A 13,949-nucleotide genomic window follows, 5' to 3' on the forward strand; every position below is an offset into this window, starting at 1 on the left:
GCCCCCTGGCTTCGGCCTCCCTAGCTTGGGAGATACCGAAACCAGGGGGTATTTCATGCGAAAGTCCTTACCCGGCAAGAAGATCATCGCCGTCGGTTCGCTGGTCGCGCTGCTCGCGGCGACGACCGCGGGCCCGGCACTCGCCACGACCGGGCCGCATCACGACGTCGACAAAGCCTTGAAGACACTCGTACAGGACGGCGTCCCCGGCGCGCAGGCGACGGTGACGAGCGCGTCCGGGCGGTCGTGGTCGGAGCGCGAAGGCGTCGGGAATCTCCAGACCCGGACACCGTTCCCGCGCGGCGCGAAGTTCCGGGCGGCCAGCGTCACCAAGCCCTTCGTCTCCGTGGTGGTGCTGCAGCTGGTCGCCGAGGGGAAGGTCGGGCTGGACACACCGATCGACCGCTATCTGCCCGGCCTCGTGGCGGGGAACGGCAACGACGGCACCAAGGTCACCGTCCGGCAGCTGCTCCAGCACACCAGCGGGCTCCACGACTACGTCCGCGACCTCGACATCGACGCGTGGCGGCACCGGGGTGCCGAGCCCGAGGAGCTGGTGGCGATCGGCCTCAAGCATCCGCCGGTGTTCGCCCCCGGCACGGGCTGGACGTACTCCAACACGAACTACGTCATCGCCGGCATGCTGATCGAGAAGATCACCGGCCGGTCGGTCTCCACCGAGATCGCGAACAGGATCACCCGGCCGCTCGGCCTGCGCGGGACCTACCTGCCGGTGCGCGGCGACGAAACCCTGCCGTCCCCGCACCCCCAGGGGTACACGCCGCGTCCGGCGGGGCTCATCGACTTCACCGACTTCGACCCGTCGGCCGCCGGGGCTTCCGGCGGGCTCGTCTCGACCGGTGAAGACCTGACCCGCTTCTTCGGCGCGCTCGTCGACGGCCGTCTCCTGCCCAAGGCTCAGCTGGCCGAGATGCAGCGGACCGTTCCGGCGCCCGTCGGCATTCCGGGCGCGGAGTACGGCCTCGGCCTCGCGTCCGTGCCGCTGTCCTGCGGTGGCCGGTTCTGGGGGCACGGCGGGAACATCCCCGGCTTCGCGAACCTGTCGGGCGCCATCCCGCACGGTAAGCGGGTCAACATCGTGGTGAACCAGGATCCCTTGCCGGACAAGGCTTCGGATCACCTCGCGGCCGCGATCGACACGGGGTTCTGCGCGCGCTAAACCGCCGGGAGCAGGTCCAGCGCGGAGGTCCACGGGGCCTCCGTGCTGAGCCGTGTGGTGACCACGCCCGCCGATTCGAGGGTGTCGAGATGCCGCCGCCAGGCCGGATGGTGCACCCGCGTGTCCTGGATCTGGTAGCCCAGCGCGATCGTGATCCCCGGCGTGCCGAGGACGTCGCCGAGCAGGGTCAGCGCCTGGTTGTCGGCGATGCCCAGCGCCAGTTTCGCCACCGAGTTCGCGGACGCTGGCGCGAACAGGAACACCGCGGGATCCGGATGCGGCCGGGGTTCGCCCGGCAGCCGGGAGGTACTGCGGACCGGCAGCCCGGTGCACTTCTCCAGATCACCGAGCCCGCCGGTCTTCTCCAGCCAGCGGGCCGCGGTCGGGGTCAGCGTGATCGCGAGCTCCCAGCCGCGGTCCGCGGCGGGTTTCGCGAGCTGCGCGGCGAACCGGGTGTCCAGTCCGCCGCACGAGCTCGCGACCAGGCCGAGGACCCTGCTCACCCGGCGGAGTCCGGCTTCCGCAGGACGGCGCAGAACATCGCGTCGGTGCCGTGCCGGTGCGGCCACAGCTGGACGTACGGGCCGTTTCCGAGCTGCGGGACGTCCGGGAAGAACGGCCGCGCGTCGACGATCTCGGCCTTCGCGCGGCGCGCGGTCTCCCCCACGACGCCTTCGGTCTCGGCCAGGTGCGGGGAGCAGACGACGTAGGTCACGATGCCGCCGGGGCGGACCAGGTCCAGCGCCGCGGTGATCAGCTGGCCCTGCAGTTTCGTCAGGTCCGAGATGTCGCTGGGCTGACGGCGCCAGCGCGCCTCCGGGCGGCGGCGCAGCGAACCGAGCCCACTGCACGGCGCGTCGACCAGGACGCGGTCGTAGCCCGGTTCGAGGCCGGTCTCGCGGCCGTCGGCGACGTGGATGGTCACCGGAAGCCCCTGGACGGCGTTCTCGATCAGCTTCGCGCGGTGTGGGGCTTTCTCGACGGCGTCGACGGTCGCGCCGCTGATCGACGCCAGCGCGCCCAGCAGCGCGGCCTTGCCGCCCGGACCGGCGCACAGGTCGAGCCAGCGCTCGTCCGAGCCGGTGAGCGGGACCTTCGTGACGGCGACCGCGCACAGCTGGCTGCCCTCGTCCTGGACCGCGGCCAGTTTCTCCTTGATCGGCTCGATGTCGCCGGGGTCACCGGAGCCCGCGGGCATCCGGACGCCGTAGGGCGAGTACGGGGCGACGTCGCCGCCGGTGATGGCGGCCAGTTCGTCGGCGCTGATCTCGCCGGGCCGGGCGACCAGGTGGACGTCGGGACGGTCGTCGTCGGCTTCCAGGGCCGCCTTCAGCTCGGCTCCCTTGTCCCCCAAAGCTTCCGCGAACGACCGCGCGACCCAGCGCGGATGCGCCGTCCGCAGCGCGTAGGCGCCGATCGGGTCGGCTGCCTCGTCCGGGGCCAGTTCGTTCAGCCAGGTCTCTTCGTCCTTTTCGGACACCGAGCGCAGCACGGCGTTCACGAAACCCGCGATCCAGGAACCGACTTCGGCGCGGACGAGGTCCACAGTGGACCCGACGGCGGCGTGCTCGGGGATGCGGGTGCGCAGCAGCTGGTACGCGCCGAGCCGCAGCCCGTCCAGCACGACGGCGTCCACCTTGGCCAGCGAACGGTCGACGAGGCAGGCCTCGATGACCGCGTCCAGCATGCCGACCGCGCGGCAGGTCCCGTAGGTCAGTTCGGTGGCCAGCGCCGCGTCGCGACCGGAGATCCGGCGGTTGCGCAGCAGTTGCGGCAGCACCAGGTTCGCGTACGCGTCCTCTTCACGGACCGCGCGCAGGACGTCGAAGGCGACCTGACGGGCCGGGTCGATCTGCGGCGGGCGGCTGGGCCCTTCCTTGCGCGGGCCGGGACGGCCTCGCTCCGGCCTCGACGGCCGGCGTTCCCTACGGTCGTTCACTGCAGGCGCTCTCCTTGTTCGATCCTCGTACCGCGCGCCCAGTCGGTGGCCGCCATCCGCTTCTTCCCCTGCGCCTGCACTTCGCCCAGCCGCACCGGTTTCGACGCCGTGCCGACCAGGACCCGCTTGCGCTCCACGACGAGTTCGCCCGGCGGGGGCCCCGGCTCGTCGACGACCGTCACCGGGCCGAGCTTCAGCCGCTCGCCCCGGAATTCCGCCCACGCGCCCGGTTCCGGGCTGACCGCGCGGATCTGCCGGTCGACCGCGGCGGCCGGGTCGGCGAACGAGACACGCGCGTCCTCGACGGTCACCTTGGGCGCGTAACTCACGCCGTCGCCGGTCTGCTCGACCGCGCGCAGCGAGCCGTCGGCGATCCCGTCCATCGTGGACACGAGCAGCTTCGCCCCGGACTCCGCCAGCCTGCCGAGCAGCTCCCCGGCGGTGTCACCGGCGCCGATCTGCTCGGTGATCACGCCGAAGACGGGGCCCGCGTCGAGCTCCTTGACGATCCGGAACGTCGAGGCGCCGGTAATCTCGTCCCCGGCGCGGATCGCGGCCTGGACCGGCGCGGCGCCGCGCCACGCGGGCAGCAGCGAGAAGTGCAGGTTGACCCAGCCGTGCACCGGGATGTCCAGCGCGGCCTGGGGCAGCAGCGCGCCGTACGCGACCACCGGGCACGCGTCCGGGGCGATCTCCGCGAGCCGGGCGAGGAACGCGGGGTCGCTCGCCTTGGGCGGGGTCAGCACCTCGATCCCGTGCTCGTCGGCGAGCGCGCCGATCGGGGACCGGACGACCCGGCGGCCGCGGCCCGCCTGCGCGTCCGGACGGGTGACCACGGCGACGACCTCGTGCTCTTCGGAAGCGAGGAGCGCGCGCAGTGACGGGACGGCGGGTTCTGGGGTGCCGGCGAAGACCAGGCGCATCAACGCACCTCCACCGGGGGGACGGGTACCTCTGACTGGGCGAACATCGCCGCTCAGTCTAGAAGGACCCCACCACCCCGGCGCGCTCGCTCCCCCGGCGCTCCCCTGAAGCGCGTGAAGGCCCCCTTCCCTCGGCTGAGCCGAGGGAAGGGGGCCTTCACGCGCGGTTCGGGCTAGGGGTGTGGCCAGGGCAGGACGACGGCTGCCGAGCCGCCACCCCGGCGCGTGGGTTCGGCCGCGGCGAGCCAGCGGCCGTCCCGCAGCCGTTCGACGCCGGTCGCGGCCCCGATCTCGGCGGGCGCCGTCGAGAAGCCCTGTTGCTTGGCCTTCAGGATCGCGAGCACGTCGGTCTGGTCGAGGAACGACTGCTCGACCTGCGCGGCCGCCGAGTTGCGCTGGGAAGCACGCGGTTCGGCGATCGCGTCGACGAGCTTGAGGCCGCGGTCGATACGGCCGGTCAGGACCTGCAGCACCGTGGTGATGATCGACGCGCCACCGGGCGAGCCGACGGCGAGGAACGGTTTGCCATGATCGAGCACGATGGTCGGCGCCATCGACGAACGCGGCCGCTTGGCCGGGCCCGGCAGGTTCGGGTCGGGCACGCCCGGCGTCACCGGGGTGAAGGAGAAGTCGGTCAGTTCGTTGTTGAGCAGGAACCCGCGGCCCGGCACGACGATGCCGCTCCCGCCCTCCTGCTCGATGGTCAGCGTGTACGCGACGACGTTGCCCCACCGGTCGGCGACCGTGAGGTGCGTGGTGTTCTCACCTTCGTACGGCGTCGGGGCCGGGTTCGTCCCCGCCACGCACGGCGACGGAGTGCGCGGGTCGGCGGGCGCGACCGGGCTCGTCCCGGCCTTCGCGGGGTCGATCAGGCACGCGCGGCTGTCGGCGAACTTCTGGCTGATCAGTTCCTTCGCCGGGACGTCGACGAAGGCCGGGTCGCCGATCCACCGGTTGCGGTCGGCGAAGGCGTACCGGGTCGACTCCAGGAAGTAGTGCAGGTAGTCGGCCTTCTCAAGCTTGGAGAGCTTCGTGTTCTCGAGGATGTTCAGCGCCTCGCCGACGGTCAGCCCGCCGGACGACGGCGCGGGCATCCCGTAGACGTCGAGGCCGCGGTACTCGGTCTTGGTCGGCTTCCGCTCGACGACGCGGTACTTGGCGAGGTCGGCCGCGGTCAGGTCACCGGGGCGGACGTTCAGCGTCGACGCGGGGTCGACCGGCGGCTTCCGAACCGTGTTGACGACGTCCGCGCCGATCGGGCCGCGGTAAAGCACGTCGGTGCCCTTCGCGGCGAGTTGCGCGTACGTACCGGCAAGGTCCGGGTTCTTGAACGTGGTGCCGACCGCGGGCGGCGCCCCGCCGGGCAGGTACAGCGACCTGGTCGACGGGAACGCCGAGAAGCGGGCGGCGTTGTTGGTGATTTGAGTGGTGAAGGTCTGGTCGACGGTGAAACCCTTGCGGGCGAGGTCTTCAGCGGGCTTGATCGCCTTCGCCAGCGACTTGGTGCCCCACTTGCGCAGCGCTTCCTGCCAGGTGGCGGGCGTGCCGGGCACGCCGACACTCAGTCCGCTGGTGACGGCGTCGGCGAACGGGATCGCCTTGCCGTTCTCGACGAAGAGGTTCTCGTCGGCCGACGACGGCGCGGTCTCGCGGCCGTCGAGCGTGTGCACCTTGCCGGTGCGCGCGTCGTAGTAGACGAAGAAGCCGCCCCCGCCGACCCCGGCGGAGAACGGGTCGGTGACACCCAGCGCGGCGGCGGTCGCGACGGCGGCGTCGACGGCGTTGCCGCCTTCGCGCAGGATCTTCGTGCCGATCGCGGTCGCGTCCGCGTCGATGCTCGAAACGGCGCCCAGGTAGCCGACGGCGACCGGGGATTTGGACGTCGGTGGCGCCGCCGCCGCGATTCCCGGCGCGGCGACGCCGATCAGGGCGGCGATCGCGGTGACTGCGGTGATGCGTACCGGAGTGCTTCTGTGCGCGGCCATGGCGCGAGTCTGCCCCGCCTGTCCACCCCGGACAAGACCCGTCCAGACCTGCGATCGTCGGTGGTGCGGCCGTGCCCGGATGAGCAGAATGCGGTCCATGAAGACTCCCGGCAGGCGGTGGGGCGCGCTCCTCCCGCTGCTTATCGCTCTCCCCGTCCTCGCGGTTCCCGGCGTCGCGCAGGCCGAAGGCGCGCGTGGCTGTTTCGACGACTCCGCGACGATCACCGTCGAGGAGAAGCGGCTCACCGCGACCATGCCGTCCGGCGGCCCGGCGGTCGGTCCGGAACTGGTCCGGCTCGCCGGCTTCGACAAGCTCGTCTCCGACTTCACGACGCGCCTCTGCGCGACCAAGACCGCTTTGCGCGCCGGGAAACTCGCCGAGACCGCCGGTGACGGGCTCTGGCGGACCGCGGTCGACCGCGCGCAGGGCCGCCGTCCCGATCTCGGCAGCATCGACAAGGCCGACGACCGGCCGCTCTACTGGGCACGCCTGCAGATGAGCAAGGCGCTGCGCCAGTGGACGCCGCGCTTCCCGCTGTCCGCACCGGCCCGCGCCGAACTGCTGAAGACCTTCGACTTCGGCGCCCGAGGACTCGACGACTCCCGCTTCCCTTCCGGCCCGAAGCCGCGCCGGGTGCTGGTGAGCGGGTTCGACCCGTTCACCCTCAACGGCGCGGGCGTCCGCATCGCGAACCCGTCCGGCGCGGCCGCGCTGCACCTGGACGGCAAGGTGATCCAGACCCCGACCGGCCCCGCGCTGGTGCAGGCCGTGTCGTTCCCGGTGGTGTGGAGCTACTTCGACGCCGGCGTCGTCGAGGCGGCCTACGGGCAGGCGTTCAAGGACCGTTTCCGGCGCCCGGAACTGATCATGACGATCAGCCAGGGCCGACCCGGCCGCTTCGACATCGAACGGTGGGCCGGTGCCTGGCGCGGTGGTTCGCCGGACAACCTCGACGAAGCGGTTCGCGGTCCGGTCCCGCCCGCCGCCGGATGGCCGCAGCCGGACGTCCAGTTCATCGAAACCACGCTGCCGTACGAAAAGATGCTCGCCGCGCCCGCAGGGGCGTACGACGTGCAGTACAACCAGGCGTTCTGTGTCTGGCCCGACAGCTCGAAGCCGGGGACCGGGACCGCGGTGTGCCGGACGGACGCGCCGAAACCCGGCGAGATCGCCGCTTCCGGCGGCGGCGGTAATTATCTGAGCAACGAATCGATGTACCGAAGCAACCGGCTGCGGACGGGACTCGGCCTGACCGGGATCGCGGGCGGGCACCTGCACACGCCCGTCCTCGGCACGCCTGCCGATCCTTCAGCGCTGACCGACGCCGATTTCGAGGCGCGGCGGGCGGCGATCTCCTCGCAGATCGTCACGCTGCTCACCGCCGCCCTGGGCGGCTCGACTGCACCCGCGACGCCCGCTCCGGGCACTTCGGATGCTTCGGCCCGCGCCGACGTCCTCGCCACCCCCGGCACGACCCTCTGACCCACGCACTTCGGCACCTGGATGCGGTAGTTCGGCGTCGAACCACACCGGTGATCAGACGGACGACACGCGTGACGGGATGGACGGCACGCGTGATCAGACGGACGCCTCGCGGCGAACTCGGCCGGACACGTGTGTCGTCCGCCTGATCACGCGTGTCGTCCGTCTGATCACAGGTGTCGTCCAACCGGCCGCACGAAACACCCAGCTCCACCCGGACGAAATGCGGGGTGGGCTAGATGAGTTCGAGGGGGTCCAGCTGGATCCGGATGGGCTCGGAGGCCTTGCGCGCGTCCCGCCGGGCGGCCGCGGCGTGGACGGCGGCGGCGAGCGCCTTCCCGTCCGGACGCGCGACCCGCACCAGGGCCCGCTCCCGTTCCGCGTTGCCGTCCTCGTCGACTTCGCCGAGCGGCACCGGGCCCAGCACCTCGCCGGTCTCCGGGAGCCCGAGGTCGTCGAGCAGCCCGGCGACCGCGTCCGGCGTGCCTTCGATGCTCGCCATCCGCATCGCGGGCGGGAAACCGAGTTCGCGCCGCTCCGCCAGTTCCAGGCTCGCGTGCCAGCCCGGATCCCACCGCACCAGCGCCTGCACCACCGAAAGACCCGCTTCCGCGCCGACGAACACGCGGCCGCCCTCGGTCCCCGGCCGCACCAGGGCCGCCGCCGCCATCCATCGGCGCAGGGTCTCCTCCCCCGCGCGCAGGTCCTGACGGCCCAGCAACGCCCAGCCGTCCAGCAGCAATGCCGCGCCGTAGCCGCCTTCCGCGACCGGCTCGGCTCCCGGCGTGCACACCACCAGCGCCGGTTTTCCGGGCACCGAAGCGAGCACCTCCGTCGCGCCCGAGGTCCGCACCGGGAATCCGGAGAACGCGCGCCCCAGTTCCTCGGCGGTGCGTTTGGAGCCGACGACGACCGCCCGCAGCCGCACGGAACCGCAAGCGGCGCAATGGAAGTTCGTTTCGGGGACGCCGCACCACCGGCAGGCGGGCGGTCTCGGCGAGCCGTCGATCAGCCCGCCGGGCAAGGAAAGCGGGCCGGCGCAGCGACGGCAGTGCGCCGACGTCCGGCAGTTGCCGCAGGCGAGCCCCGGAACGTACCCGCGACGCGGAACCTGAACCAGGACGGGGAATCCGCCCGCCAGCGACTGCCGGGCCGCCTCGAATGCGACCGACGGGAGCCTCGCCGCCTTCGCCGCTTCGTCACGGGCGACGTCGAAGTCCTCGCCGACCGGCGTGACCCGCGGCGCCGCCGCCCGCAGTTCGGGACGCGCCGCCAAAAGCGGCTGTGCCCAGCCCGATTCCACCAGGAACTGCGCCTCGGCGGTCCGCGCGAAACCGGCGACGAGCATGGAGCCCTTCGCGGCGTGCGCGCGGTCCATCAGCACGTCGCGGACGTGCGGATACGGCGCGTGCTGGTCGAGGTGGACGTCGTCGCCGTCGTCCCACACCACGAACAGGCCGGGATCGGCGACCGGCGCGAACATCGCGGCGCGAGTGCCGACGACGACGCGTACCGCGCCGCGCAGGACCGCGAGCCAGCGGCGGTACCGCTCGGCGGGCCCCAGCCCGGCGATCAGCGCGACCACGGAATCGGCGCCCAGCAAGGAAACGCACGCGTCGTGCAGCCGGGTCAGGTCACGGTGGTCGGGGACGACCATGACGACGCCGCGCCCCGCGGCGGCCGCCACCGTAGCCGCTTCGGCCAGGCGCTGTGGCCAGTCCTCCCCCGGCAGGGCCTGCCAGACGGCGTTGGCCGGACGCCGTTCCGCGACGGCCTCCAGGAACGCGGGCCCGTTCTGATACCTCTCCCAGGCCGCGGTTTCGGGCGCCTCCGGCGTCGGCGCGGGCTCGGCTGGCGGCTCGCCCTCGACCTTCGCATGCCGGGACGGGATCGCGAGCCGCAGGACGTCGCTGAGCGTGCCGCCGTAGCGGTCCGCGACCGAACGGCAGAGCGTGTGCAGCGCGGGGGGCAACACGGGCTCGCTGGACGTCACCCTGTCGATGTAGGCGAGCTTCCCGGTGAATTCCGTGGTGTCGGCGCGTTCGACGAGGTACCCGTCGACGAGCTGGCCCGCGAACCGGACGCGCACCCGGCAGCCTGGTACGGCGGTTTCGTGGAGTTTCTCGGGGATCCGGTAGTCGAAGGTCCGGTCGAGATGCGTGAGCGGGATGTCCACGACGATCCGCGCGACCGGGTTCTCGGGCGCGGGGTTCTGCGCGCCGCGACGGCTGGCGGTCTTCGCGCGCGACGGTTTGGCCTTCCGCGCCGGTTCGGCTTTCGGCGGAGGCTCAGGGAGGTCCCACAGCGGGGTCGGTTCGGGACTGCTGCTCACCCGGTGATCTCTACCAGACTCCCCCGCCACCGGCCGTACCGCGTGGCCCGCGGTGGTCGAACACCGCACTCACGTGATCAGAGACGTGACTCGCGTGATCGGAGACGGATCTCGCGTGCTTGGACGCCGCACACTCGAGTTCCGTCTCCGATCACGCGAGTCACGCCTCCACACACGCGAGTCACGGCACGCACCACATCAGGTCGGCGACGCCGTGAAGGCCTCCTTCCCTACCCTCAAGGTAGGCAAGGAGGCCTTCACGGACAGGCGGATCAGGCGCCCGCGGCCGACTTCAGGTCCGCGGCCCGCGCCGTGCTCTCCCACGGGAGACCCAGCTCGGGACGGCCGAAGTGGCCGTACGCGGCTGTCGGCGCGTAAATCGGGCGAAGCAGGTCGAGGTCGCGGATGATCGCGGCCGGACGCAGGTCGAAGACCTCCGTGATGGCGGCCTGGATCTTCGTCGGGTCGACCGTCTCGGTGCCGAAGGTCTCGACGAAGAGACCCACCGGGGCCGCCTTGCCGATCGCGTACGCCACCTGGACCTCGGCACGCGTGGCCAGACCGGCGGCGACGACGTTCTTCGCCACCCAGCGCATCGCGTACGCGGCCGAGCGGTCCACCTTGGAAGGGTCCTTGCCCGAGAACGCGCCGCCACCGTGCCGGGCCATGCCTCCGTAGGTGTCGACGATGATCTTGCGGCCGGTCAGGCCCGCGTCACCCATCGGGCCGCCGATGACGAACCGGCCGGTCGGGTTGACCAGCAGCCGCACGTTGGAGGTGTCGAGGCCGAGCTCGGCGATCTCCGGGGCGACCACGTGCTCGCGGACGTCGACGCCGAGCATCTGCTCCAGGTCGATGCCGTCCGCGTGCTGGGTGGACACGACCACCGTGTCGAGCCGCACCGGCTGGTCACCGGCGTACTCGATGGTGACCTGGGTCTTGCCGTCCGGGCGCAGGTACGGCAGCACGCCGTCCTTGCGGACACGGGTCAGCCGCTGCGAAAGCCGGTGCGCCAGCGCGATCGGCAGCGGCATCAGCTCGGGGGTGTCCGAGCAGGCGTAGCCGAACATCAGGCCCTGGTCGCCGGCGCCCTGACGGTTGATCTCGTCCTCGTCGGACTCCACGCGGGACTCGTACGCGGTGTCGACACCCTGCGCGATGTCCGGCGACTGCGAGCCGATCGCGACGTTGACGCCGCACGAGTTGCCGTCGAAGCCCTTGGCCGACGAGTCGTAGCCGATCTTCAGGATCACGTCGCGGACGATGGTCGGGATGTCCGCGTAAGCCTCGGTCGTCACCTCGCCCGCGACATGCACCTGGCCGGTGGTGATGAGGGTTTCGACCGCCACCCGGCTGCGCGGGTCCTTGGCCAGCAAGCCGTCCAGGATCGAGTCACTGATGGCGTCGCAAATTTTGTCGGGATGACCCTCGGTCACCGATTCCGACGTGAACAGTCTGCTCGTGGACGCGGTCACGGTGGCCGTCACTCCCTCACGTAGACGTCTGATGCCCGGAAAGTTAGGCACCCCTCAGCTTGTGCTCAAGCGTACTGACTATCGCTGAAGGAGCTCTCAACGCTTCATCAAGGTCACAACTGCGTCCCACAATGTGGAAGCCAGCTCGGCCTTGGCGCCCAGCGGGATCGGGATCTCGGTGCCGTCGGCACCGAGCAGCCAGCCCGAATTGTCCTCGGTGCCGAACGCCTTCCCCTCGCCGACGGCGTTCACCACCAGCAGATCCGCACCCTTGCGCTTCAATTTGACCCTGGCGTGATCCAGGACGCCACCCTTGTCGTCCCCGGTCTCGGCGGCGAATCCCACGATCAGCTGACCGTTCGTCCGGTTCCGCACCAGTTCGGCCAGGATGTCCGCGTTGCGCGCGAGCTCGACCACGGGATCCGGCGCGTCGTCGGACTTCTTGATCTTGTGCTCGGCCCGGTTCGACGGCCGGAAGTCGGCGACGGCGGCGGCCATCACCAGGATGTCGGCGGAGGCGGCCTCGGCGTGCATCGCCTGGCGCATCTCCTCGGCGGTCGACACATGGACGACCTTCGCGCCCGCGGGCTCCGGCAGCGCGATGGTGTGCGCGGCGACCAGGGTGACGTCCGCGCCGCGCTGGGCGGCGACCCGTGCCAGCGCGTAGCCCTGTTTGCCCGACGAGCGGTTGCCCAGGTAGCGGACCGGGTCCAGTGGTTCGCGGGTGCCGCCAGCCGAAATCGCCACGCGCACGCCTTCGAGGTCGCGCGGGAGGGCGTCCGGCACGGCGAGCAGGAGCCGGGCGAGGTCGACGATCTCGGCCGGGTCGGCGAGCCGTCCCTTGCCGGTGTCCTTGCCGGTGAGCCTGCCGGCGGCGGGTTCGGCGACGACCAGCCCGCGCGAGCGCAGCAGCGCCACGTTGTCGCGGGTGGCCGGGTGCTCCCACATCTCGGTGTGCATCGCCGGGAAGAAGGCGACCGGGCACCGGGCGGTGAGCAGGGTGTTCGTCAGCAGGTCGTCCGCGATGCCGTGCGCGGCCTTGGCGAGCAGGTTCGCCGTGGCCGGCACGACGATCACCAGGTCGGCTTCCTTGCCGACGCGGACGTGCTGGACCTCGGGCACTTCGGTGAACACGCCGGTGTGCACCGGGTTCCCCGACAGCGCCTCGAAGGTGGCCGCGCCGACGAAGTTCAGCGCGGCTTCGGTGGGGACCACGCGGACGTCGTGACCGGATTCGGTCAGTCCGCGCAGGACCTCACAGGCCTTGTAGGCGGCGATCCCGCCACCCACGCCCAGTACGACTTTGGGTTTATTCACCCTCGGTGTGCTCGAGCAGGCCGCCGTGGATCTCGCGCAGGGCGATGGACAGCGGCTTCTCACGCGGGCCCGGCTCGACCAGCGGGCCGACGTACTCCAGCAGGCCCTCGCCCAGCTGGGCGTAGTAGTCGTTGATCTGGCGAGCGCGCTTGGCCGAGTAGATCACCAGCGCGTACTTCGAGCTGACCTTCTCGAGGAGGTCGTCGATGGGCGGGTTGGTGATGCCTTCGAGCTCTTCGTGCAGCGTGGCCTGAGTCGTCACTCGTGGTGCTCCGAATCTTCGGGTTTAGATGTCGCCGGTTATCAAGTTTAGCAACTGCTCAGCGGCGTCCCGCACGTCGGCGTTGACGACGCGCTCGTCGAACTCCCCGGCGGCGGCGAGTTCGCGTTCGGCCTCGGCCAGCCTGGCCTTCACCGCGGCCTCGTTTTCGGTGCCGCGGCCGGTCAGCCTGCCGACCAGCTCGTCCCACGACGGCGGCATCAGCATCACCAGCCGCGCCTCCGGCATCGCCTTGCGGACCTGCCGTGCGCCCTGGAGTTCGATCTCCAGCAGGGCGTTGCGGCCGCCTGCCAAGGCGCGCTCCACGGGTTCACGCGGGGTGCCGTAGCAGTTGCCGGTGAACTCGGCGTGTTCGAGCAGTTCACCGTCTGCGACCATGCGGTCGAACTCGGCGCGGTCGACGAAGTGGTAGTGCTCGCCGTCCACCTCACCCGGCCTCGGCTTCCTCGTGGTCACCGAGACGCTGAAATAGATCTCCGGATCCAGCTTGCGCAGCTCCTTGGCCACGCTCGACTTCCCGACTCCCGAAGGCCCTGATACGACCGTGAGCCGGTGCCGGGATTCGACTCCCGTCACCGGCTCACCGCCGCGGTCAGCGCCCGGTGTCACCGGGTGGTCCTGACCGATGCCGCTCACTCGCCGCTGAATTCGGCCAGCAGCGCCTTGCGCTGCCGGTCGCCGAGGCCGCGAAGACGACGGCTGGGTGCGATCTCCAGTCGTTCCATGGTCTGCTGGGCGCGGACCTTGCCGACACCCGGAAGAGCCTCGAGCAGAGCCGAGACCTTCATCTTGCCGAGGACTTCGTTCTCCTCGGCCTGCTTCAACACGTCGACCAGAGTGGTACCGCCCCGCTTCAGCCGCTCCTTCAGCTCAGCACGGATGCGGCGGGCGGCGGCGGCCTTCTCCAGCGCCGCAGCGCGCTGTTCCTCTGTCAGCTGGGGAAGTGCCACGTTTTCCTCCGGTAGTTCTCAAATCTGGGTGGGTGTGGCGACGGTACCCACCCGTTACCTCGGCCCACAATGCGGGGGTGGCTGG

General features: G+C 71.2%; 12 protein-coding genes. 2 read left to right on the plus strand and 10 right to left on the minus strand.

The genetic code is table 11. The features are described 5' to 3' along the window. The first annotated feature begins 55 nt into the window (after nt 1–55). Nucleotides 56–1,180 carry a serine hydrolase domain-containing protein gene (locus tag AMYAL_RS0141510; protein ID WP_020637221.1) on the plus strand — a complete coding sequence of 375 codons (1,125 nt, stop codon included), beginning with the start codon at nt 56–58 and terminating at the stop codon, nt 1,178–1,180. Here the strand turns inward: AMYAL_RS0141510 and AMYAL_RS0141515 are convergent. The 4 genes from AMYAL_RS0141515 to ggt form a co-directional block, all read right to left on the minus strand. Further along, the gene (locus AMYAL_RS0141515) at nt 1,177–1,683 is read right to left on the minus strand and encodes a flavoprotein (RefSeq protein WP_020637222.1); all 507 of its coding nucleotides are present in this window, start codon (nt 1,681–1,683) and stop codon (nt 1,177–1,179) included. The genes AMYAL_RS0141510 and AMYAL_RS0141515 overlap by 4 nt on opposite strands. Further along, nucleotides 1,680–3,119 (minus strand): RsmB/NOP family class I SAM-dependent RNA methyltransferase, encoded by a 1,440-nt coding sequence (locus AMYAL_RS0141520; protein ID WP_020637223.1) that lies wholly within the window; start codon nt 3,117–3,119, stop codon nt 1,680–1,682. The genes AMYAL_RS0141515 and AMYAL_RS0141520 overlap by 4 nt, the downstream gene beginning before the upstream one ends. Then, nucleotides 3,116–4,042 (minus strand): methionyl-tRNA formyltransferase, encoded by a 927-nt coding sequence (gene fmt, locus AMYAL_RS0141525; RefSeq protein ID WP_020637224.1) that lies wholly within the window; start codon nt 4,040–4,042, stop codon nt 3,116–3,118. Before fmt ends, AMYAL_RS0141520 begins: the two co-directional genes overlap by 4 nt. A gap of 173 nt (nt 4,043–4,215) precedes the next feature. Then, nucleotides 4,216–6,027, minus strand: a complete 1,812-nt coding sequence (gene ggt / locus AMYAL_RS0141530; RefSeq protein ID WP_020637225.1) for a gamma-glutamyltransferase — start codon at nt 6,025–6,027, stop codon at nt 4,216–4,218. Between the two features lie 97 nt (nt 6,028–6,124). Here ggt and AMYAL_RS0141535 point away from each other — a divergent pair, with 97 nt between their 5' ends. After that, complete coding sequence (locus AMYAL_RS0141535) at nt 6,125–7,510, plus strand: pyroglutamyl-peptidase I (RefSeq protein WP_026467883.1); 1,386 nt, start codon at nt 6,125–6,127, stop codon at nt 7,508–7,510. Between the two features lie 235 nt (nt 7,511–7,745). On the opposite strand, the gene AMYAL_RS0141540 is transcribed toward AMYAL_RS0141535, so the two are convergent. The 6 genes from AMYAL_RS0141540 to mihF form a co-directional block, all read right to left on the minus strand. Next, on the minus strand, nt 7,746–9,842 hold the full coding sequence (locus AMYAL_RS0141540) for a primosomal protein N' (RefSeq protein WP_020637227.1): 2,097 nt from the start codon (nt 9,840–9,842) through the stop codon (nt 7,746–7,748). A 272-nt stretch (nt 9,843–10,114) separates the two neighbouring features. Beyond that, the gene (gene metK, locus AMYAL_RS0141545; RefSeq protein ID WP_026467884.1) at nt 10,115–11,317 is read right to left on the minus strand and encodes a methionine adenosyltransferase; all 1,203 of its coding nucleotides are present in this window, start codon (nt 11,315–11,317) and stop codon (nt 10,115–10,117) included. Nucleotides 11,318–11,413: 96 nt separating this feature from the next. Further along, entirely contained in the window at nt 11,414–12,634 is a 1,221-nt protein-coding gene (gene coaBC / locus AMYAL_RS0141550; protein ID WP_084702281.1) for a bifunctional phosphopantothenoylcysteine decarboxylase/phosphopantothenate--cysteine ligase CoaBC, read from the minus strand. Next, nucleotides 12,627–12,896, minus strand: a complete 270-nt coding sequence (gene rpoZ / locus AMYAL_RS0141555; protein WP_005152353.1) for a DNA-directed RNA polymerase subunit omega — start codon at nt 12,894–12,896, stop codon at nt 12,627–12,629. The genes coaBC and rpoZ overlap by 8 nt, the downstream gene beginning before the upstream one ends. Nucleotides 12,897–12,920: 24 nt before the next feature. After that, a complete protein-coding gene (gene gmk, locus AMYAL_RS47460) occupies nt 12,921–13,550 on the minus strand; it encodes a guanylate kinase (RefSeq protein ID WP_026467885.1) in 630 nt (209 codons plus the stop codon). After that, nucleotides 13,547–13,864, minus strand: a complete 318-nt coding sequence (mihF, locus tag AMYAL_RS0141565) for an integration host factor, actinobacterial type (protein ID WP_003096398.1) — start codon at nt 13,862–13,864, stop codon at nt 13,547–13,549. Before mihF ends, gmk begins: the two co-directional genes overlap by 4 nt. Nucleotides 13,865–13,949: the final 85 nt, after the last annotated feature.

Origin of the sequence: Amycolatopsis alba DSM 44262 (genome assembly GCF_000384215.1) — a bacterium.
Taxonomy (GTDB): domain Bacteria; phylum Actinomycetota; class Actinomycetes; order Mycobacteriales; family Pseudonocardiaceae; genus Amycolatopsis; species Amycolatopsis alba.